Source organism: Methanobrevibacter sp., from assembly GCF_045541095.1.
GTDB lineage: Archaea > Methanobacteriota > Methanobacteria > Methanobacteriales > Methanobacteriaceae > Methanocatella.
Genome location: NZ_JAZQIJ010000172.1, coordinates 1 through 23516 on the forward strand (window position 1 = coordinate 1; position 23516 = coordinate 23516).

Genomic DNA, 23516 nt, shown 5'->3' on the forward strand with positions numbered 1-23516 from the left:
ATTAATGAAAATTAATAATTTATAGTGGTGAATCTATATTTGACAATTTAAGTTTTTGTATAACATATTGTACTTTTATTTAATTAAAGATTCGATTGACAATTAGATTGTTTATATCAATATATGTAAATTTAATTAGAGGTTATTTAATGGAAATTAATGGTAAAGTGACAACCGGTTTGGGCAAGGCAGCACATTTTCTCTCACAGGATTTTTACACCAGGGAATTTAAAAAAAATTTAGGATTCATTCCATTTCCCGGAACATTGAACATTGTTGTAAGTGAAGAATATTTGGATGAAATCAATGAAATCAAGGATAACTGCCAGAACATAATCAAACCTGATGAGGGTTTTGGTGCGGTAAAATACATTAGTGCAAAATTAAACGGTAATGTGGATGGTGCAATAGTTTTTCCAGCTAAAACAACCCATGATGAAAACTATCTGGAATTCATTTCAGAAAAAAAGTTAAGAGATGAGTTAAATCTTAAAGATGATGACGTTGTTTCGTTAGAATTTTAGATACTATCTCTTTTTTGTATTTTTTTATAACTTTCACTTTATTTATTCCATATATAGGCAATTTTTTTTAAAATGTTTCTCTTTGACAGTTTAGAAGTTTCAAATAAAACAATTCACACTATAAAATCAATTTTTAAGACCAAATCAAGTTTATTAAATCAGTATAATTTTGATTTCAAATTAGCACCGTAAAGTATTTTATAGATTATTTATATATTTGATAATACGTTCTCAGGGTGAGGTGAAATTCCCTACCGGTGGTGATTTTAAAATAATAAGTCCACGAGCACAATTGATTGTGTTGATTTGGTGAAATTCCAAAACCGACGGTTACAGTCCGGATGGAAGAGAAGAAATAAATTGTATTATTTTTAGCCCTGGTTCTAGTATTATAAGGAGATATTACTATGAATCAAGAAACAAATTTAGATAAAGCTTTAGAAGCTATAAGAAACGGTGAATTCGTTCTAGTTTTCGATGATGATGACAGGGAAGGCGAAGTTGATATGATTATCGCTTCAGAATTTGTAACCCCTAAATCAATAGCAACAATGAGAAATGATGCAGGCGGATTAATCTGTAATTGTTTACACTCTGATTTTTGTGATGCTATTCACTTGCCATTCATGGTTGATATAATGAAAGCGGCAACAGAAACTTATCCTGAACTTGCCAAACTCGCACCAACTGACATTCCATATGATGAAAGGTCTTCATTTTCAATCTGGACAAATCACAGAAAATCATTCACTGGTGTAACAGACCATGACAGGGCAATGACAATAAGCGAAATGGCAATAATGATGAAAGAGGAAAGATTTGATGAATTTGGTGCAACTTTCAGATCTCCAGGTCACGTATGTCTCTTAAGAGGTGCTGACGGCCTTGTTAAAAACAGACAAGGACACACTGAAATCGGCCTTGCATTGTGTGAAATGGCAGGAGTAACTCCTGTTTGTGTAGTTTGTGAAATGATGGATGGTGAAACAGGACAAGCTACATCCGTTGCAGATGCCCGTAAATATGCTGAAGAAAATGGATTGGTCTTGCTTAGAGGCGAAGACATTATCAATAAATATTTGGAAGAATAGCTAATTGGGTTCATTGGACTTATTAGCTATATAATTTGCAATAAATTCTGTAATCTGTTTAATTTTATAGGAATTATAAATGCCGAAGGAGACATATTTTCCGTCACGCATTATAATTTCCAAACCATCTTTTACTTCTTTTGACTGGTTTATCTGAGCGACTTTTTTCCAAGGGATTCTTAGGGTTTTGCTTTTAAGCGCCTTTTCTATGTGAATTCCATCGTCCCCAAATTTGACTATTTTTACAACGCGCCTGTTTTTATCGGAAGCTATTTGTATATCTCCGTTATCGTCAAAAACATAATCTGGAATAAAACAAGTTGCTTTCCATCCTTGTTTCATCTTCTTTAACACGTGAGCTCTGTCTTTTTTAGTAAGTTTTACACCTGTTTCCGGACTAAGATTAAGTGCCATCATATCACCTTGCTTTTTATTTCTTCGAATGTGTATATTTTTTCAAATTCTACTTCACGGGCCATATCTATAATTTCATCAATATTCAAATTATTTTCAATCAGATCCATTGCATGTGAGGTAAACAGTTCATATCTGATTTCAACTTCTGGAATGAAACCTCTCATATCTGCTGATTTTAATTTAGGAAGCTTTAACACTTTTTTGACATTTGTGTTGTTTTTTATGTATGGAACTACATTGTTGAATATATTTTCATTGTATACCTTATTGAGCAGAATTGCCTCTACTGAAATGCCAAATTTTTCAAGCATGTTTGCATGTGAAACCAAATCTATCGCTGCTGATTCAATTCCTCCCTTGTTTACACCTGATGCAAGAATCATTGGAATGTTTGAACTCATTGCTATTTCTGCAGCTGAAAACGGTACCTTTTCATTTAAAAGGCCGGTAAACACACTCATCACTCCTTCAATAAGGACGATATCATAGTCTGATGAGTTGAGTTTTGCTATTGTAGATTCGATGTCGGCCCAACCCAGATGGCCAATTTTTATTGAGGCGAAATCTTCCATTCTGCCTTTGGTCAAATAAAGTCCGGGTATAATGTCACGAACATCAGGACCAACCTTTAAAAGCGCAACCTTATAACCCCTTTTTCTTAAGGCTCCTGCAAGACCGGTTAATATGAATGTTTTACCGGAGTCGGATCCGTTACTTCCAATCATAAGATATTTAGGTTTTTTAAGATGTGTAATTTCAGGTACCTTGAGGTCATTGTTGATTCCGACTTCACTTGTCAGGAACTTTTTAACTTCAGCATTTCTATTGTAAATGTCGTCGGTATCTGTAACATCTATTTGCTTTAACAGATTTTCTACAATAATCGGATTTTCATCAAGTATTCCATGTATCATTGTTCCGATAACATTGCCGTCATCGTTGCATGCTCCTGAAAAGATGTTATATTCTCCTTTTTTATTGGTATCCCCATAATTCATTCTTTGAACTTGCGAATAGAATAACGGTTTTGCATCTCCTTCCACTTTACCATATGTATGTGTGTGAAAACCGTCAATGTCTTCATTTTGATTTTTGGTAATGAATGAATTGTCAAATACCTTTGCCTTTACCCTGTCACTTGTAATTAGCGGAGAGAAGTTCACGTCTATTATTCCAAGACCTTCCTTTACAATAGGCACCGGTGATTTTCTCCCGATATCTATCTGATTTGAAAGCAGCTGAAAACCGGCACATATTCCAATAATAGGTTTTCCATCACGCGCCATTTTTTTAATCTCACTGTTCAACGGCATATTGATGTCATTGGATTCAATCAGGGTACCTCCAGGTATAATCAATGCATCCAATTCATCTGATGCTCGATTACCATTGACCAATCCGTTTTCTTTTACAATATCAGTTGGCAGGTTTCCAAAATCTTCAAATCCAGGAACCGCTCCGTTAATATAGGCAAGTCCAATTCTTGTCATAAAAATAACCTCTTGATATTCTATGTGTCTTTTAAATTATAAAATTTTAGACGTATATTTCAAGTGTAAAATTTATTTTTCAATAATTAATTAGCAGCGGCAGATACGGGTAATGAGTAATGCGTGTCACATCTCTTCCTTTAGGACAATTGGCCCATGGCTTACTTTTTTTACCATCGACATCCACACATATATTGTCGAACAATGCAAAGAAATGTCTTTGTTTAAATACAATTGTTCCTGTGTGAACATAGGATAATTTGTGTTTTTTTGCAAGTCCTACGGCATCACACATCTGCAGGAACAGATTTGTTGTGGTTATGCAATTTCCCATTCCACGAACAAGGGTAGTCTCTGCTGATTGGTATATTCCCTCTTTGGTTTCATGTTTTATATTGTTTGCAACCCATGCAGCGAGTTTTTTTGCCGCTTCCATATCTGTTGATTTTCCAACAACCAATTTTGCTACCTTTTTAACTATATTTGAAATTGGGCCGGTTTTATTTTTATTGGCTTGATAGTTGTCGGAACATGGATAAACTATAGTATTGTTATATGAAAGGCCGCAGTCAAGAAAAGTTATATTGCCTTGTGTATTATTACAGAATAATCTATTGGTGTTATAAAAACTAGTGTTTTTTATGGTGAAATTCAATTTTGAATCTGAACTTAAGTTAAAAATTTCCTTTGAACTGTTTGAAATTATATGATGGCCGCATCCGTCTATTGTAACAGATTTGTTTATATGAATCTGACTGTCTGCGGACTCCTGCATGTAATCTTTATCTAATTTGATTTCATCAAAAGCAGTTATTTGATTTGTAATTTCGCTGAAATTACCCGTGTCATTTTCGTTTGCACTTATAGGAGATAAACTAATGAAAATCAATGTTATAAATATCGTGAAAAAGATGATTTTATTTTTCATTATTTCTCCTAAAATAAAAAAAAGAATTTATTGAGTGTTTTCAAAAACACTCATAGCTTTAATTATTTTTAAATCATCCAATGGTTTTGCCTGAATTTGCAATCCGACTGGAATTCCGTTAACTTCTCCTGCCGGGATGCTTGCTGCTGGAATTCCTGCAAGGTTAGCTATTACAGTTAAGATATCATAGGCATACATTTCCATAGGTTCTAATTCTTCACCGATTTCGTGAGGAAGTTTAGGAACTGTAGGGCCCACAATCAAATCAACGTTTTCAAGCATGGATGTGATTTCGCCTCTGATTACAGATCTTGCTTTCAGTGCTTGTTTGTAGTATTTTCCACTGAATTCAGCTTCTGCAATGTGGGAACCGATTTTTATTCTTCTTAATACTTCATCTCCACAGACTTCTTCTATTCTTGAACCATAATCTCTTCCGTCGTATTTTCTGGTTGCAGAGAAGAATTCCACATAGTTAATCAGGTAATATGTAGGTAAACATAAGTCAATATAGTCAAAGCTGACTTCAACAAGTTCGGCTCCGGCATCAACTAATTTGTTGATTGCTTTGTTAACTGTTTTGTTGATTTCATCATCAGTAACGTCAATGAACTCTTTACATACTGCTATTTTCATGCCTTCTAAACTGGTATCTTTCAGTACTTCTGTAAAGTCAGGTTTTTCCCAGTTTAAGGTAGTACATTCGGTTTCATCATACTTTGCAATGGTGTTAAGGGCAATTGCAATACCGCTCACGTCATTTGCAAGAGGGCCGATTTGGTCTAAACTCATTGATAAATCAAGCAAACCTTGTCTTGATACTGCACCGTAAGTCGGTTTGAATCCAACAACGCCACAATGGGATGCAGGGTTACGAATAGATCCTCCTGTATCTGAACCGATTGAAATGTCACACATTTCAGCTGCTATAGCCGCAGCACATCCACCGCTTGAACCACCTGGGATTCTTCCCATAGCGGCCGGGTTTTGTGTAGGACCGTAGTATGAAGTTTCTGTTGAACTTCCTGCTGCAAATTCATCCATATTTAAAATACCGATGATTATCCCGTCTTCAGCGAGAATTTCATTTACTACAGTTGCATTATAGCTTCCAATGTAATCTTCCAATGTTTTGGAAGCTGCAGAAATAATCATGTCTTCAACATTAATGTTTGCTTTAATACCAAATACTAATCCAGCCAAAGCACCAACATCTTCACCATTAGCTATTTTTTCATCAATAGCTTCAGCTTGTTTTAATGCATTTTCATAGTTTAGCTCAATAAATGCATTAATACTTTCGTTATTTTCATCAATAACTTTAATGAAGCTTTCTACATTTTCTTTAGCTGTTATTTCTCCTTTTTTTATGGAGTTTAATTTTTCAATAACGCTCATTAAAACACCTAATAATCGTAAATTATAATATTATTATTTTATTTTTCAAGGTTTATATAGGTTGTTTTTTTCCCAATGCAAATTTGGCATTTTCGATTAAACCATTAACTTTATGTCATTTATATATCGCCTTTGACAAAATTTGATTAATTAATTAAATGATGTGATGACAATGAAAACTATTGGATATATCGTGATGATGAAAGTTAATGCTGCCAAACCTTAGGCAATGTTGGGAAATTACTTTTAAGGTTTCTTCGCCAATCAATTGCCCGTGAAGAATTCGATTAAGAAGGGATTTTCTTTTCATCATCGATATTTGGAAGAAATTTGATATTAATATTTAAAAAACTTTTTTAAATTGTGTTTATATAAATTTATTTAACTATAACGGGTGATAGTATGGAGCCTGGAAACACGGACGATTCCTTTATCACATTAAATTCGATTAAAAAATCCAAAGGCAAAAAGCTCTTGGTCAATGGTGAAATCAACTTCAAATCCAAATATGATTATATGAAAAGGAAGTTGCATGTCCTCAGCCAGGAACAATTAATTGACATTTCTTTAACTGACAGGTCATGGCAGATTAGAAGATTAGCCCTAAGACATATCAACAATCCAAGTGTTGTCTTTAAAATCGCATACAATGACAAAAGTCCACACATTCGAGAATACTTTTTGAAGAATTTCAATCAGGCAGCTTTAAAACATATTGCATTAACCGACCCGTCACTCGAAGTGAGAAAAAGCTCAATAAAATACATCAATGATATTGAACTGTTGAAAAATCTGGCTTTAAACGATTCTTCATTCGATGTTAGAATGGAGGCAAGTGATAAGTTAAAAGATGACGAGTTTTTCAAAAAATTGATCCAATCAGAATCATACAGATATGATAAAGCAAAAATCATTAAAAAGATTGATAATCAAAAAACCCTCTTTGACTTTTATTCGATTACTGATTCATACGTGTTAAAAGAGGCAATAATTGAAGGTCTCTCAAATCAGGAATATATATTTGATTTATATGTTATGGAGGATCTTTCATTTTTTAGAGAGTTGTTAATCTCCAGATTCGATGGAAATGATGAGGATATTCTCTTAAAGGCATTTAATTTAGAAACGGATTTAAAATTAAAGAAGCTGATATTAAATAAATTTAATAGAAAGGAATTGTATTATGAGAAAATCTTTTTGAATGATTTGGCCCATCATTTTTCCGGCATAACCGTTGAATATATCAGAAATCAGGAAATATTGCTTGATGTAATATATGGGGATTATGACGATGAAACAAGGCTGAAGGCAGTTTGCAATTTAAATCAGGAAAATTTATTTAATATTTGTGATGATTTGAGTTTGGATGAATTCTTAAGGTTTAAGGCCGTTTCAATTATCGAAAATGAAAATTATCTGATGGACATTTGTGAAAAATCCCGAAATGTTTCTTTAATTCTATCTGCATTTTCCAGCATTAAAAATCATGAATTTATCAGTGGTTTTGGATTGAATCACGATAATTGGAAAGTAAGATCACTTGCAATAGCTAAAACTGATGATAAGGATTCATTGGCAGAAATCGCTTCTGATGAAACATGCTGGTTTGCAAGGAAGATGGTGGTAAAAAAAATTAAGGATGATGGGAAACTGGTTGAAATCCTAAAAAACGAGAAAAATCGCCAGGTTCAAAAAGTAATCATAAACTCCATCGAAAGTCCTGAAATTTTATTGGATTTGTTCAAATCAGATTATCTCAATCTTTTTGACATTAAAAGCATTGAAAGATTCGCCGGTAATGAGGACATATTGACTCCTGTCGCATTGAATCACAATCTGGAATCTCTTAGAAAAAAGGCAGTTTCTTTAATAGAAAGTGAAGAAACATTGAAATTCATAGCTATGAATGATGAATCATTTGATGTGCAAAGTCTGGCATTGCTTGAATACGATAGTCAGTATAGACGATCAAATGGTAAGTATAGTTTTAATCCGACATTTCGTTTTATTGATGAAGATGTCTTTTACAAATATTTAATGAATAATAAGGATAATAATTCAACTTTTTTCGAATCAATTGTAAAGGAATCAATTAAGCACATGAAAAATCCTTCATATTTGATGGATATGGCTCTAAATTCGGTTAATCCTGCCATGTTTTATTCTGCTGTCAATTCAAATTATTTTGATATGAATAATGTTGATGAAAAAAAGTTTTTCGATTTCATAATGAATTACGATGGAGAATTTCCGGACATGCTTAATGAGGCCGTCAAATTTATCAGCGATGAAAATTATTTATTTCAAATCGTTAACAGCAGTCATTTGGAGTTGAGCGTCAAAACTCTTGCGGTCGATGCTATTTATAATCAGGACATGCTTGAAGAAATTGTTCTAAATCATTCTGATGCATATGTTAGAAATCAGGCAATAAAGAACATTGAAGACAAAAATCTGATAAAATATCTTGCTTTAAATGACCCTTCACATATCGTGCGCAAATCAACCCTATCGTGGAATCAATATGGTCCGTCCAAGTACTCTGGAGCTCGATATGAGAGGGTAGGCGATTCAGAAATAATTATTTCCGCTGAAGAAGTTTTTGAAGAGATTCTTTTAAAATCAGATGATGCAAGAATCAGATCCCTTGCATTAATCATGATTTCGGATGATGAAAGATTATCAAGAATTGCAGTAACATCAAGGGATGTTGAAGTTAGAAATAAAGCGACACAATCAATTAAAAGACAGGATGTTTTAATGAATATTGCACTGAGGGATCCTTCAAGGATTGTAAAAACCTCAGCAATCGATTCTATTACTGAAGCAAATTTGATAAAAATCGTAAAGGATTTTAAGGACTGGTATGTCCGTGATTATGCACTTAAGCAAATCAATGACGAGCCTTCAGTAATTGATTTAGCATTCCACGATTCCAATTGGCATGTAAGGCATACTGCAGTTTTAAAAATATTTGATGAAAACATTTTAAAAGACATTGCATTATCAGACACCAACATCAACGTTCGCAAATCGGCTATTGAAAGGATAACAGGGAAAGAAATTTTGAATGAAATTTTAAAAAAGACAACTCACTGCACCACTCCGGGCATAGTTAAATCGAAACTGGGGGTGTGAATATGTATGATTATAATTTAAATGATAGATTAAATTCGGTTAGAGATACTACAAGCGAGAAAAAACTGAAAAGATATGCTCTTGAGGATTGTTCAGAGAAAATTCGAGAAATTGCAGTATCTAAAATAACAGACCCTGCTCTATTATGTTATATTGTAAAAAACGATAGGAACATTAATGTAGTCAAAAGGGCAATACAAAATATTGATGATGAAGAGGTATTGAATAATCTGTTCATGGAACTGTCAAAAATTGGAATAGCTAATTATGAAATCTATTACGCAATCATCGAAAAAATTGCTTCGGTTATTGCAGGTGAGAAACTTTTAGCAGAAATTGCATTCAACGATTCAAGATGGGCTATTCGCCGTGAAGCGGTCAGGAAAATTACAAGTCAGGAAGTTTTAGTTGAAATTGCACTAAACAATTCAGATTGTGATGTTCGTCAAGAAGCGGTCAGGAGAATTACTAATCAGGACGTTTTGGCTGAAATTTCATTAAACGATTCAGATCCCTATGTTCGTCGTGAAGCGGTCGGGAAAATTACTAATCAGGACGTTTTGGCTGAAATTGCATCAAATGATTATCCTTGGATTTGTTATGAAGCAGTCAAGAGAATTACAAGTCAGGAAGTTTTAGTTGAAATTGCATTAAACAATCAAGAACGTGATGTTTGTAGTGAAGCGGTTAGGAGAATTACTAATCAGGAAGTTTTAGTGGAGATATTATTAAACGATTCATATGATAATTTTAGTGGTGATGCCATTGAAGGAATTTCAGATAAGGAAGTTTTACTTGAAATACTGTCAGTTAAATCTCCCGATTTTGTCATGAATGCTGCTGATAAAATAAATGATCAGCTTATTTTATTGGATCTGGCATTATCTAATGAAGATGTGGCCGAAAATTTAGATGAAGAATCAAGAATATTTTATTATGCATTGAAAAAGGAGGTGAGTTAAATGAAGCCTTTTAGCTATCTTAAAAAACATATTGAATATGCCCTTGAGGAGCAAACATATAATGAAGCTGATTTCGAAGGGGAAACATATAAAGAAATCATAGTTGATGATGACATTTATTATGGCAGGGGTATGGATAATTCAGAGGGGATTTCCATTGATAGTGAGTATTTAATCATAAATGGTGACGGGCATGAAGTTGATCTCAATTTCCAAACCGAAGCATTCCTAGTCTCTTCAGATATGGTAATTTTGAAAAATTTCAACTTTAAAAATGGAGGGGGTCTTCATGGAGGAGTTATTCATAACACAGGTTCACTAAGAATTGAAAACTGCACCTTTTCTGACTGCAAGGCTTCAAACGGCGGCGCCATATATAATGAAGGATTTTTAGTTGTTGACAAATGCAATTTTGAAAACAATTCTGCCACTTATCATCTTGGCGACGGAGGAGCAATTTTAAACAAATTCATTTCAATGATTTTTAATTCAAATTTCATTAATAATCATTCTGAAAATAATGGGGGTGCAATTTTCAGCGATAAATTTTTAATGGTTGATAATTGCTTTTTTAAAAGAAATTCGTCACGTTCAGAGGGAGGGACTATAAAAAATAAAGGCTTTTTAAGTTTTGGCATTTTTTTCGAAGATTCATCCAACAAATGGAATGTCAATGTTAGCAAGAAAGGCATTATTAAAAATTGTCTTTTTGAAGATAATGAAGGCAGGGTAATTAGAACAAGTGAAGATTTGGACATTGAAAACTGCACTTTCAGACGTTGCAAAGACATAATCAGCATTCACAGCTCCAGGATTAATATAACTGATTGTCTGTTTGAAAACAACATCTCTTATCTTATTGATAATACATACAGCACAGCTATTAATTCAATTGTCAGCCTGGAAAATTGCAATTTCATAAATAACCAATCTGAATCCCCATTCTCAACATCATACTTATTTAGAATTGCTGTTAAAACAAAAAATTGGAATGTTAAAAATTGTTTCTTTGAAAATAACGCTTCAAATTATTTGTTTGATTGTTCTTCAATTCATCTTAGCTTAGATAATGTAACTTTTGAAGGAAATAACTTTAATTTCCTTTTAAGGGATACATCCAATTCGAATGATGCGGAGTTTAAACTTGACAATGTTACATTCAATGAAAAATCTGAGAACATCATTTCATGTTGCTGTGACTTGCAAATCAATGACTGCAAATTTCTCAAGCATCAAAAAATCAACGGCGAAAGCGTTTTGGACATATACGACAGTGAAAGGAAATTCATTGATAAATTGAATGACGATTAGTTTTTACAAATTTTAAATATTTTTTAATTTCTATTATTAATCATGAAAAGGGCAGTAGTATTTGATAACTCCGGAACACTGATTGAAAGGTATAGGGTTATCAAGGATGTTATAAACGGAAACATATTCACCGACATCAATTCTTTTCAAGGTTTATATAAGTTGTTTTTTTAAAGTGTTTTTAAAATTAATAAGGGTATTGCCAATAACTTTGATGGTTGGATGAAAAAAAGAAAAAAGTTAGTGAGAATTTGATCTCACTATTTAATTGTTATTTTTGTAGATTTGCTTGCTGCTTTGTAGGTGGTGTCACCTGCGTATTTAATGGTTGCTGCAAATTTGCCTTTTTTGGTTATTTTAAGGCTGAATGTTGCTTGACCTTTAGCGTTTGTTTTTGCTGTGTAGGTTTTTCCATTGATTTTCATGGTGACTTTTTTACCTGCGCCGAAGTAAGTTTTACCGTCAGCGGATGCTCCTTTGATGGTTTTTAAAGTTACTGTGTATTTTTTGGTTTTTGCAGTAGCTTTGTATGTTTTTGCCGGAGCTGTTATTGTTACAGGTTTTTTCTCGATGATAATCAGGTATACCTGCATGGTTGCGTTGTAGTCTTCATCACCTAAGAATGCTACAGCGAATGTGAGTCTGTTTGCATCTTTGAAGTTGATTTGTACACTTGTGAAACCGTTTGCGTCGGTTGTTCTTTCACGCATTACACCATTTACACCAATGTAGACAGTTTTGTTTACAAGAGGGTTGCCCATTATATCAACAAGTTGTGTTGTGAAGTTTTGACCTCTTTCACCTGCGTAATAGTCGACTGCGTATTGTGTGTAGTTGTTTCCGATGATTTGGGTTGCTTGTCTTGCAGATGCAACGCCTGTTAAGTCAATTGAAATGTCAGCTGGTAAAATTGTGCCATTTCCAGCATAGTTGAGTTCAACGACTTTTCCAAAGACATCTTCAACAATGAATTGGCCATTTGCATCAGTAGTTACATTTGATGCAACACCATTGATTGTTACACCAATAGTTGCGTTAGCTACTCCATCACCTGTAGGGAATGTTAATATACCTGTGATTTTTCCTTCAGCAACAGTGACATTGGTAAATTTGGTTGGGAACTCTTCATTGTATAAAGTTGCAGATGCGTGAGCACCGCTGTGTTTATCGTCACCATCATAGACAACTACAACACTGTGTTCTCCACCAGTTACTTCAGGAATAGTGTATGTAGCGGTTCCGTTTTCATCTAAAGGAACAACAGTTTCATTACCATCAACAATAACAGAAACATTACCGGTAGCACCAGGAATACTTACGGTTACATTAGCTCCTTCAGGAGTGATTTCACCGATAGTTACATTAGCTTCAGTGGTTTCTTTATCAGCAGTGAATGCACCGGATTTAATAACAGCATCGCGAGTGTCATCACCAGGATAAGCTACAACAACACTGTGGTCACCAGCAGCTACAGCAGGAATAGTGTAGACAGCAGTTCCGTTTTCATCTAAAGGAACAACCTCTTCAACACCGTCAACAATAACAGAAACATTACCGGTAGCACCAGGAATGCTAATGGTTACATTAGCTTCTTCACCAGCTTTAACATCACTAGGAACAGTGATATTAGCTTCAGTAGTTTCTTTTTCAACAGTGAATGAAGTTGTGTTTTCAGTTGCACTGTATAATAAATCACCATCGTAGTAAGCACCAACAGTGTATTTGTTTGCAGCTAAATCAGATACAATAAGTTGACCTTTACCGTCAACAACATCTACATTGTATTTTTTACCGTCAACAATGACTTCAACAGTTCCAGTAACATTCGCAGTGAATGAAACATTAATGGTTGCATTTTCACCGACTTTAATGTTTTCTACTTCAACGACCAATTCAGGGTCAACTGGGAAGTTGTTTTCAACAGTGTTGTCATTATCTTCAACGAAGTTTACAGCTTTATCACCAACTAACTCACTAGCATACAATATGTTATCAGTTACAGTGTTGTTTTTGGTTGATTTAAGATCAACAGCAAATTCTGTATCAGTGATAATTGTGTTTTCAGTAATAGTATTTGCATTAGAGTTTACAGTTACAAGACCGAAAACAGTGTTGTTTGCAAAGGTTGTGTTTGTAGCAGCTGCACTGATGGTTACAGTAGTTGCTACCTGGTTATCTGTTGCAACAACATTTTTACCGCTGACTGTTAATGCTTTAGCAGTGTTGTTTACAAATGTACAGCCTTCAGTTACAGTTAAGGAACCTTCAGCCACATTGTTGTTTTCAACAAGACTGTAAGTACCGATAGCCATTGATCCTCCACCGGTTATGGTGTTGTTTCTGTATACGTTTTTGGTTGAAGTAGCACCGAACTGGTTGACAATACCATTACCTTTAAAGTTGATTAAGGAGTTGTTTTCAATGATGTTACCTTGACCACATACAGTAATACCATACATGAATCCGGAAGCACCAACATGACTAGTAATCTTATTGTTGGTGTAGTTTACAAATTCAGGGTTATCTCCTTGACCGACAAAGATATTTGAGGATAATACGTTACCAGATGAACCGGTAATTTCAAAGGTATTGTTATCAAATGTAGCGTATTTACCACCTTTACCGAGTACAACCACACTTGAACCGGTACCACCGTTTTCAAAGTGTGAGTTTTTAATGGTAGTGTAGTAAGCGTTTGAGTGGATGGATAAGAATCCAGTACCTGATCCGACACCTCTCATGTTAGCTTTCATGTCAATATCATCTACAGTCACATATGAAGCACCTTGGATGAATAAGTCACCGTTAATGATGCTGATACCAGTAATATTGGTATTGTTTGCGCCTTCAACAACATTGAATTTAATCCATTTTCTAGCTGAATCAGTAGTGTTACTGTCAAATACTGCATCTTGAGTGGATGAAATTACATTTACAGGTTTGTTAATGTATAAACTGTATTTGTCACCTAAGAATGCACCTTGGAAGTCTAAAGTAGCTCCTTCAGGAACATAATCGAATAGGTAATTATTGTTTTCTTCATCGAAGTAGTATTTGAATGTTTCATTTGTGATTACACCGTCAATAACTTGTAAGTTGCCGACAGCGTCACCAGGGTTGATGTATTTATCACCGTTGTATGTTACTTGAATATCGTTAGCACCTAAAACCAAATCAGAAGCGTTGATTGGTAAGGTTACAGTACCGTTTACTAAAGGCACTTCAACGAATACTCTGTTTCCAACTTTAACTGTTACATTACCTGTTCCTTCAGGAACTGTAATTGTTAGAGAGGAGTTGGTTCCAATCCAAGCGGTTTGACCATCGATAATCATATCAACTTCAAATGGAGGAGTGTTGTTTTCAACAATTCCGTCAACACCTGGAGCTACAGAGTCGTCACCGAAGAGATCATGAGCATATAAAGTGTTTCCGGTTACATTTGCTTTAGTTCCGTCCAATACTGAAACGGTGTATGTACCTTCAACATACATAGTGTTGTTTTGTACATCTAATGTACGTGTTCCGTACATGTATTGGCCATAACTTACACCATGAACAGGAGCTTCTTCAACATATCCTGCTTTGTTGTAGGTGTAAATTGTGTTGTTGTATATTTTAGCGTTACCGTTTGTAATTTCAATACCTGAGACTAATGCCCATTGAGCGGATGTAGTTGCATTACCGGTTACATTGATTATATTGTCTGCAACGTATACTTCAGAACTTCCACCCATCATACTGGCCACATAGAAACCTAAGTTTGGACCGCTTGAAACGGTTGTAATGTTATTTCCAATTACAAACATTTCAGATTCCACACCTTGTAATGCATATGCTGCACCGTTTGAGTCTCTACCGGATACAGTAGATATGTCAAAGTTGTTGTTGGACACAGTTGTGTTTTTATCATAACCGAACTCAATTACGTATAAGTATGCTACTACTCCAGCAGGTGTTAATTCATCGTTGAAATAGAAGTCATTGGAATCGATTAAAACATTTTCAGATCCGATTACATATACTGATTGAGCGGTAGGATAAGATGCGCTTACATCATTTAAAGTAGAGTTTACTTTGTTGTTTGTAAATGTAATGTTTTCAGATGCTCTGATTCTGATAGGGTTAACAGTATTTAATCCCATCAACATGTAATCCCAGTCATAGTTGCTTGCATATAATGCAGGGAAACTGGTTTCAAATACGTTTCCGTCAATGAGTATGTTAGAAGAACCGTCAACATTTATAGCACTTGCTGAATTGGTATCCTCAGTGATATGGGTTTCAACATAAACTGTTGAGCCTGTGACATTTACATTTTCAACATCTTTAATATCAATAGCAACAGAGTCACCGTCTTTAACAATGTATGAAATGTTTAAGTTTGAAAGTGATACGTCACCTTCACCGACTGTTACTAATGATCCTAAGTTCATATCAGCAATTAAGGTCAATCCGTCAATGGATACTTCATCAGAATCAATCATAATTGCAATGTCTTTTAATACTGCGTCTTGACCTGTAATTTTAATAGGTCTGTCAAGAATTATGTAGTATGAAAGTTTGTCAAAGTCTCCTTTGAAGATCAGTTCATCGAATGGGACGTCTTCTAATAAGAATCCGTAATCATCGAAGTAATTGTAGAATATTTCTTCTGTTACAACATTGTCTAAACCGATGAAAGTGGTTGAATCAGTGTCAGCGTTGATGAAATCATCACCGTTGTAGGTTACGGTTACATTATTTACACCAGCAACAATGTCAGCTGCATCCACTTCAATAGTTACAGCGCCATCTACTAAAGGAACTTCAACAAATTCCTTGTTGTTTACTTTTACAGTCACATTACCGGTTGCGTTAACAATAGCAATAGTAATTGTGTTGTTTTGAGTAATCCATGTGTTTTCAACTTTAATATCCATAATTGGATTTCCGCCGTTGAGGGTTACATTATTGTCCTTATCTTCAGCGTAGTTTACAGCTGCGTCACCCATTTTATCAGCACTGGATAATTTGTTGTAGGTTACAGTGTTGTTTGAAGTTGATTTCAAGTCGATAGCATATGGAGTTTCAGTGGTAACTTTGTTTCTGACAATAGTGTTGTCATTTGAGTTAACAGTTACAAGACCATTCACTTCATTTTCTTCGAAGGTTGTGTTTTTAGCAGCAGCTGCAATATTTACAGTAGTTAAAACAGTGTTGTTAGCTGCATAAACATTTTTACCGCTGATTGTTAATGATTTTACAGTGTTTCCTGTGAAGTTACATCCTTCGGTTACGGTTAAAGCACCTTCAGCTACATTGTTGTTTTCAACAATACTGTAGGTACCGATAGCCATGGATCCTCCACCGGTAATGGTGTTGTTTCTGTAAACGTTCTTGGTTGAGGTTGCACCATATTGGTTAATAATTGCGTTTCCTTTGAAGTTGTTTAATGTGTTGTTTTCAATTACATTACCTTGACCACATACTGTAATACCATACATGAATCCGGAAGCAGCGACATGACTGTTGATTACATTGTTGATGTAGTTTACAAATTCAGGGTTGTCACCTTTACCAACAAAGATATTGGATGATAAAACGTTACCGGATGAACCAGTTATGTTGAATACGTTGTTGTCAAAGGTAGCGTATTTTCCACCTTTACCGAGAACTACACAACTTGAACCAGTACCACCGTTTTCGAAGTATGAGTTTTTAATTACAGTGTTGTAAGCTTCTGAGTGTATGGATAAAAATCCAGTACCAGATCCTACTCCTCTCATGTTAGCTTTCATGTAAATGTTGTCTACGGTTACATTGGATGCACCTTGGATGAATAAATCACCGTTGATGATACTAATACCGGTAATGTTGGTATTGTCACCGCCTGCAACAACATTGAATTTAAACCAGTTGTAGTTAGGGTTTTCTCCACTGTCAAATACAGCAGTTCCGATGAGCTCTTCATTATAAGCACCTAATAAACCGGTACCATTTGCATTTTTGGATGAAATTACATTTACAGGTTTGTTAATGTATACATTATATTTAGCACCATAGAACGGTCCTTGGAAGTCTAAGGTAGCTCCTTCAGGAACAAATGATAACAAGTAACCGTTTTCAGCGAAGTAATTGAAGAATGTTTGGTTAGTGATTAAACCGTTAACAACTTTAAATGTAGCTTCGCCTGCACCAGAGAATACTCTGGAACCACCATTATAGGTTACGCTAACGTTGTTGATTGCATCCTGTGCAATGTCAGCTAAAGGAACAAATAGAGTTGCACTACCGTTAACTAAAGCTAAATCATCATATACTTTGTCATTTACTTTGATTGTTACGTTACCGTCAGTAGCATTTGTTACAGTGACAGTAATTTCAGCATCATGACCAATCCAAGCTCCAGGAGCATCGATGATTACTTCAGCTTCGTAAGGTGGAGTGTTGTTTTCAATTACGTTTCCTTCACCGTCTTTAATGATAGCTGCATCGTCACCTTCTAAGTCATGACCGTGTAAATCGTTTCCAACAACATTACTGTTTACAGCATTCAGGAAGTATACTGCGTATGCACCTTCAGTGAAGATTGCATTGTCTCTTATGTCAAAGGTGTGATCTCCGGATAACCATTGAGCGTAACTTATACCATATAAATTGTTATCTGCATCATATTCACCGACATTGTGAGAGTAAATAGTGTTGTTGTATATTTTTGCCTGGGTGTCTTGAAGTTCCATACCTGAAACTAAAGACCAAACATTTCCGGCAGTTGCTAAACCGGTTACGTCGATATAGTTGTTTGTTACAGTAATATCAGTTTCACCAGCATAGTTTTGTGAGTAAATACCTAATGTAGGACCATTACTGATTGAGGTTAAAGTGTTACCGTCAATTACTAAGTTTGCGTAAGGACCGGTAAGTTGGATAGGATATGCAGTTCCTGCAGCTTCTTCACCAGCATCGGAATTGATTGTAATGGTGTTTCCAGTTATATTTACATTGTTTGAAACGTATAAGTCTACAGCATTTGAGTAACCTGCACCAACAGTTGACTTGTCGGTTTGAGTAATCTTATTGTCAGAGATGACTAAATTGTTTACATTGTTAGCCATGATGGAGTCAACAGTAGGATAGTCTCCGTGGGTTGCAGTTACATCAGTGGTAACAGTGTTTTTATTTAAAACAATGTTTTCACTGTCTTGGATACCGATAGCTAAAATTAAATCCTGGTCAATACCTTGACTTGCGAAATCAACATCACAAGCAGGTAATTTTGATTTGATGGTTCCTTTTGTAATGTTTACATTGCTGGAACTGCGGATTTGAATAGCGTGTTGAGTGTATCCAGGAGTACCAACGGAGTTACTTTCAAAGTCAATGCGTGCGTTATCAACTGATACGCCATCAGATTCATAGATTAAAATACCGTAAGCTTCAGTGTCTTTAGCAGTTGAATAATCAATATTTACATTTTCTACAGTTACATTGTCACCGTAAATAGCGATTACAGGACCTGAAACAGCATTACCGTCTACAGTGAAGTAACTTCTGCCAGTGAATGAAACATCATCCGCATCGATAACTATTACGACATCATTGAAATCAGCATAATTGGATTCGATTTGTTTGGATTCAGAAATTACAATTTTGTCAATTCCTAAATCTTCAAATTCACCGTCGAATACTAAGTTATCAAATGGAATGTCACTTAACATGAATCCGTCTTCATCGAAGAAGTCATAGAAGTTTTCAGGAGTGATAATGTTGTTCATACCTTTGACTGTGAATCCTACAACATCAAAGCTTTCTTCGAATAATGTTTCAGGATCAACATATTTTACAGTGATGTTATATTCGCCTTCATCTTGGGTGATTAATAATTTACCTGATGCTGTACCGTTAATTACATCAAATGTAGCGATGGATTCTTCACCGATGAATAATTCAACAGTACCTTGGTTTACGATAGTGCCGTCATCACAGGTTACATTTGCAGTGAATTCATATCTTTCACCTTTTTTAGCGGTGAAGTTGTCAGCACTTACGGTTGTTGCGGTAGTGGTTACGAATAAAGTTACAACTTCATTGTCAACAGAAACTCTGATGAATTTTAATCCTTCAGGAACTGTGTAAACGAAGTCAGCTTCACCATCTACTAAAACATCTTCTTCAGTAGCATCGGAAGTTTCTAAAGTAACGGCACGAGGTACAACAATAGGTTTTGCTAAATCTCCGCTTGTAGAACCAGTTGTGTATGTGTTAATGTTTGCGTTTATTGTTACGTTTTCACCAGCTTTGATTTGAGTGTCATTTGTAACAGTTAAAACAGCCCACCTGTTTAATGTCACTTTGTTTGAAACTAAATCTTTAGGTGAATCGTTGCTTCCCCACCAGTTGTCGTTTACAGTTACGGTAGGAGTTACCATACTGGTAATTCTTGAGTAAACAGCATAATTACTGTCATCGTAATTGCTTACTAAAACAGAGTTTGCAACGTTTACAGTAGCGGTTCTTACATAAATTGCTCCACCACCAAGACCGTCAACGGTGTTTTGTTCGAATAAAGAATCAGTTACAGTTAAAGTTTCTTTTTTATCTGAGTAAGCACCAATGAAACTGATTGCTCCTCCACCATAGTTACTGTCTGAGTCTTCACCTTTAGCGGAGTTTCCAGTAAATGTGGAACCTGTGATTGTAGCAACATTTGTGTTTACAATTTCAATAGCTCCTCCACCGTATGCATCCACACTGTTTGCGACAAATTCAGAGTTTATAATATCAAATGCAGAATTTTGCTGAGCAAATATTGCTCCACCAGCAAAGTTGGAAGAACCTTTAGCATTGTTGTTGGTAAATGTGGTTCCTACAACATACAATTCAGGAGTGAAACCTGCAGCGGCCTGGGAGAATATTGCTCCACCATTTTGGGCTGCTTTGTTGTTTTCAAATACAGAATCAATTACCATTAAGTCAGCTACATTGTAGATTGCTCCACCGTTTTTGCTTGAAGTGGAGTTTGCTAAGGTACAACCTTGAATGGTTAATTTACCTGAGTTTCCGAATAATGCACCACTTTCATCAGCAGAAGTGTATCCGTTGATTAATGTTACGTTTTCGATTAATACATCTCCAGTGGAACCGACATATAATACTCTATTGTTGTTTTGAGCGTCAATAATAGCATTACCTTGACCGATGATAGTTAAATCTTTTGTGATTGTTCCTAAGTCACCGGTTTTGTGGGTACCGTTCAAGAGAATGATTTTACCTTTTACTGAAATTTCAATAGCGTGAGCGATAGTTGCAACAGGATCTTCTTCAGTACCTGCATTGTTATCGTCACCTTCAGGAGACACGTAAATGATTCCAGCAACTAAAGGTATTGATACATCACCAACATCAATTGCATCATCAGCAGCATCGATAGTGTAATCAACACTTGCCTTGTTATCTTTAACAGTTAAAATTTCATTTAATTTACCGCTTGTGGAAGTAACAGTTACATCCATTTCAGGTAAAGTTCCGCTATATTCGCTTACAGTGTCATCTGCATGTTGAAGTTTGTCGAAGGTTACATCAACAGTAACATTGTCTCCGATTTGAGCATTGTCTGGAGTTACTTTAGCATCCATGATTACCCAATTTTCAACATTGACGTTTTTTCCTACTTTGGAAGCAGGATTGTCATTGCTGCCCCAGTAGTTTTCATTTACATCAGCAGCATATTTAGCATTGTCTGCAACAACAATTGCACTATTATCATCATTAAAGACTGAATCTTTAACGTTAATTTTATTGATTGCATCAGGTGCGATCATGATACTGTATGAAGAAGTACTGTCATAGTATCTAAGATAAATTTCTGAACCTTCTTCAGCAACATTGTCGTTGAATACACATCCGTTTACTGTTATGTCACCTGCAGAAGCATAAATTGCTCCACCTTTACCGGATTCTCCACCAGTAATAGCAACATTGTTTTCAAATAATGAATCTTCAATTACAGCAGTTGCGTTGTTGTTTACATAGACTGCTCCACCGGCACCGCCATAATAAGTACCGCCGAATGCAGTGTTATTAATAAATTCACAGTTTTTGACTAATAAATTGGAAGCAGTACCATTACTGATTTTACCACTAGATGTACTTTGGGTAGTAGAAGTACCACCTACATAAATACCTGCACCAGAACCTCCGCTTGAGGAAGTTGCATTGTTTCCAATAAATGAAGAGTTGTAAATTTCAGCTTGTGAACTTGAAATGTAGAATACACCATATTTATTGTAGTTGTTAGTAAAGTTACAGTTATTTACATATAAGTTTCCATTGTTTACACGAATGTTTCCATAAGAGGTACTAGTCTTATGAGCAGTATTTTTATCAAATACAGTATTAGTTATGGACAAAGCACCATAATTATCATAAATAAGAGCTTCCCTGTTTTGTCCACCATTGTTTGTGAATACACAATTGTCAATGAGTACAATACCATATTGTTGGCGGATAACAGCACCGTTGTATGATTCATTACCGTTAATGAAGGTAATGTTTGAAAGACTTACATCAGCATATTGAACATATAAAGCTCTTTTACCATTTGCATCCCAAATAACAGGACCAGTAGTGGTGAAAATGACACTTTCGGTAACTGTAATAGGGTTTTCAACATAAGTACCTTCCTTAATCACAATGGTAGGAATTTGGCCTTCATCTAAATCATCAGTGATTTCTTCGGAAATTGCTACAGCTTTTTCAATTGTTTTTACTGCAGTAGTTTCACTGAAACCGTCGTTAGTATCTGCACCGTTTACTGAATCAACATAAATGATGTCATTTACGGTTGGTACAACAGGTTCATCGCCACCATCATTCAATCCAGGAATTTCTTTTTCTAATTCATTACCGTTGCTTAATTTGTATGAACCGTCTTCTTCAACAACCCATACGTTAGCGGTTACGCCTTCAGGTAATGTGTTTGATCCCCAGTAGTTGTTTTCTGCATCAAGAACACCATTGTTAGTTTTAATTCCTGATTCGTAACTAGTATTGAAGGTGTTGTTATAAATATTATTATAGTTCATGGTTGCTTTAGCATTGGAACCTAAATAAAATACATTTTTTGCAACAGTGTTATTTGCAAGAATAGACTGTTCCATGGTCAATTTTCCACTGACTCCAATGTAGAATAAACTGTCCCCAACATAACCTGCAGAGGATAACTGAACATCATTATCTACAAATTTAGATTTTTTAATATTTACAGTTCCGGTACTACGTACAATACTGTTTGCAGCACCACTAAATCTTTGGATAGTAACATTATCCATGTTTAAAGTAGTAGCAGCATTACTCATAAATACTACAGCACCATTTTGACCACCAGTAGATTCATATTTCAAGTCTTCAAATACAGTGTCTTTAATGTTAAATGTAGCTCCAGCACTTGCATAAACACCAGTAGCACCATTTGAAGATTTAGATGTTAAATCTGAAAAGGTACAACCTTCAATATTTACAGTTCCAGTATTTGCAAATTGAAGAGCACCATATTTATTCGCAATATTTGTAAAAGTACAGTCAGTAAAGTTCACATCAATAGGAGTATTACCATAAAATCTTATGATTCCACTACCAGTTGTAGTTTCAGAATCTTTAAATGTCATGTTTGCAAATGAAATTGAGATGCCCTGAGTATTAGATTCAATTAAATTACCTTTAACATCACCAGTGTATTTAAGAGAAACACCATCTTTACTTTCACCCACAATAGATAAAGATTTGGTAATTTTCACTACACTACTTTCGGAGTAGTTTCCATTTTTTATAAAAATAGTTTCTCCACCAGTAACCTTATCTGAGTTAACAGCGGCAGAAATTGTTTTATAAGGACTACTCTCTGTTCCTTGTTCGTCATCACTAGTCGAAGAACTATCCACATAGATAGTATCCCCACTTGCACTAACAATTTCGCCTGCATCATCGCTAGCTAAATTGTTATCTAACGTAATTTCTTCTGCACTGGCCGTAGAGATGCAGAAAAGCACCATTACGACTAAAAGTGCACAAATAAAAATATTCTTATTTATTTGCTTCATTCAATCACTCGATCAAATTTTATTATATAAAGTTAACATAAGAAAAATTAAATTTAACTTTACATTAGTTATGTATATACATTATAATATATAAATAATGTATAATTGATATTAAATAAAGTAAAAAATAAGAAATTTATCAAATATATTTTTTAATTTATAAAATACACTGTATGC

The 23516-nt window shown here is 35.0% G+C and carries 10 protein-coding genes, 1 pseudogene and 1 riboswitch; of the genes and pseudogenes, 6 read left to right on the forward strand and 5 right to left on the reverse strand.

Annotation, left to right across the window (positions count from 1 at the left end; genetic code table 11):
- Nucleotides 1–149 precede the first annotated feature (149 nt).
- A complete protein-coding gene (locus tag ACKI2P_RS07200) occupies nucleotides 150–524 on the forward strand; it encodes a DUF120 domain-containing protein (RefSeq protein ID WP_407376357.1) in 375 nt (124 codons plus the stop codon).
- A gap of 223 nt (nucleotides 525–747) precedes the next feature.
- A riboswitch (FMN riboswitch) is annotated at nucleotides 748–881 on the forward strand.
- 50 nt (nucleotides 882–931) lie between these two features.
- The gene (ribB, locus tag ACKI2P_RS07205; RefSeq protein ID WP_407376359.1) at nucleotides 932–1615 is read left to right on the forward strand and encodes a 3,4-dihydroxy-2-butanone-4-phosphate synthase; all 684 of its coding nucleotides are present in this window, start codon (nucleotides 932–934) and stop codon (nucleotides 1613–1615) included.
- Here the strand turns inward: ribB and ACKI2P_RS07210 are convergent, their stop codons facing one another.
- The 4 genes from ACKI2P_RS07210 to gatA all read right to left on the reverse strand — a co-directional run bounded on the left by ACKI2P_RS07210 (nucleotide 1616) and on the right by gatA (nucleotide 5848).
- Nucleotides 1616–2029: a hypothetical protein gene (locus tag ACKI2P_RS07210; protein ID WP_407376361.1), complete on the reverse strand. Its 414-nt coding sequence runs from the start codon at nucleotides 2027–2029 to the stop codon at nucleotides 1616–1618.
- Nucleotides 2029–3522: a DJ-1/PfpI family protein gene (locus ACKI2P_RS07215; RefSeq protein ID WP_407376363.1), complete on the reverse strand. Its 1494-nt coding sequence runs from the start codon at nucleotides 3520–3522 to the stop codon at nucleotides 2029–2031. The genes ACKI2P_RS07210 and ACKI2P_RS07215 overlap by 1 nt, the downstream gene beginning before the upstream one ends.
- Before the next feature lie 79 nt (nucleotides 3523–3601).
- Nucleotides 3602–4450, reverse strand: coding sequence for a transglutaminase family protein (locus ACKI2P_RS07220; RefSeq protein ID WP_407376365.1), 849 nt, complete (start codon nucleotides 4448–4450; stop codon nucleotides 3602–3604).
- 27 nt (nucleotides 4451–4477) lie between these two features.
- Entirely contained in the window at nucleotides 4478–5848 is a 1371-nt protein-coding gene (gatA, locus tag ACKI2P_RS07225; protein WP_407376366.1) for an Asp-tRNA(Asn)/Glu-tRNA(Gln) amidotransferase subunit GatA, read from the reverse strand.
- A gap of 402 nt (nucleotides 5849–6250) precedes the next feature.
- Between gatA and ACKI2P_RS07230 the strand changes: the two genes are divergently transcribed.
- From ACKI2P_RS07230 to ACKI2P_RS07245, 4 genes and pseudogenes are all read left to right on the forward strand, one after another.
- Nucleotides 6251–8986, forward strand: coding sequence for a HEAT repeat domain-containing protein (locus ACKI2P_RS07230; protein ID WP_407376368.1), 2736 nt, complete (start codon nucleotides 6251–6253; stop codon nucleotides 8984–8986).
- Between the two features lie 2 nt (nucleotides 8987–8988).
- The gene (locus ACKI2P_RS07235; RefSeq protein WP_407376370.1) at nucleotides 8989–9948 is read left to right on the forward strand and encodes a HEAT repeat domain-containing protein; all 960 of its coding nucleotides are present in this window, start codon (nucleotides 8989–8991) and stop codon (nucleotides 9946–9948) included.
- Nucleotides 9949–11259: a hypothetical protein gene (locus tag ACKI2P_RS07240; RefSeq protein ID WP_407376372.1), complete on the forward strand. Its 1311-nt coding sequence runs from the start codon at nucleotides 9949–9951 to the stop codon at nucleotides 11257–11259. It begins immediately after the preceding gene.
- A gap of 42 nt (nucleotides 11260–11301) precedes the next feature.
- Nucleotides 11302–11403, forward strand: a pseudogene (locus tag ACKI2P_RS07245) (haloacid dehalogenase); the annotation flags it as partial.
- Nucleotides 11404–11519: 116 nt separating this feature from the next.
- Here the strand turns inward: ACKI2P_RS07245 and ACKI2P_RS07250 are convergent.
- Nucleotides 11520–23339, reverse strand: a complete 11820-nt coding sequence (locus ACKI2P_RS07250; protein WP_407376374.1) for an Ig-like domain repeat protein — start codon at nucleotides 23337–23339, stop codon at nucleotides 11520–11522.
- Between the last annotated feature and the right edge of the window lie 177 nt (nucleotides 23340–23516).

Bases quoted from the DNA above. Each gene is read 5' to 3' on its own strand.
- ACKI2P_RS07210 (WP_407376361.1), bottom strand. From the start codon at position 2,029: ATGGCACTTAATCTTAGTCCGGAAACAGGTGTAAAACTTACTAAAAAA.
- ACKI2P_RS07215 (WP_407376363.1), bottom strand. From the start codon at position 3,522: ATGACAAGAATTGGACTTGCCTATATTAACGGAGCGGTTCCTGGATTT.
- ACKI2P_RS07230 (WP_407376368.1), top strand. From the start codon at position 6,251: ATGGAGCCTGGAAACACGGACGATTCCTTTATCACATTAAATTCGATT.
- ACKI2P_RS07220 (WP_407376365.1), bottom strand. From the start codon at position 4,450: ATGAAAAATAAAATCATCTTTTTCACGATATTTATAACATTGATTTTC.
- gatA (WP_407376366.1), bottom strand. From the start codon at position 5,848: ATGAGCGTTATTGAAAAATTAAACTCCATAAAAAAAGGAGAAATAACA.
- ACKI2P_RS07235 (WP_407376370.1), top strand. From the start codon at position 8,989: ATGTATGATTATAATTTAAATGATAGATTAAATTCGGTTAGAGATACT.
- ACKI2P_RS07240 (WP_407376372.1), top strand. From the start codon at position 9,949: ATGAAGCCTTTTAGCTATCTTAAAAAACATATTGAATATGCCCTTGAG.
- ACKI2P_RS07250 (WP_407376374.1), bottom strand. From the start codon at position 23,339: ATGAAGCAAATAAATAAGAATATTTTTATTTGTGCACTTTTAGTCGTA.
- ribB (WP_407376359.1), top strand. From the start codon at position 932: ATGAATCAAGAAACAAATTTAGATAAAGCTTTAGAAGCTATAAGAAAC.
- ACKI2P_RS07200 (WP_407376357.1), top strand. From the start codon at position 150: ATGGAAATTAATGGTAAAGTGACAACCGGTTTGGGCAAGGCAGCACAT.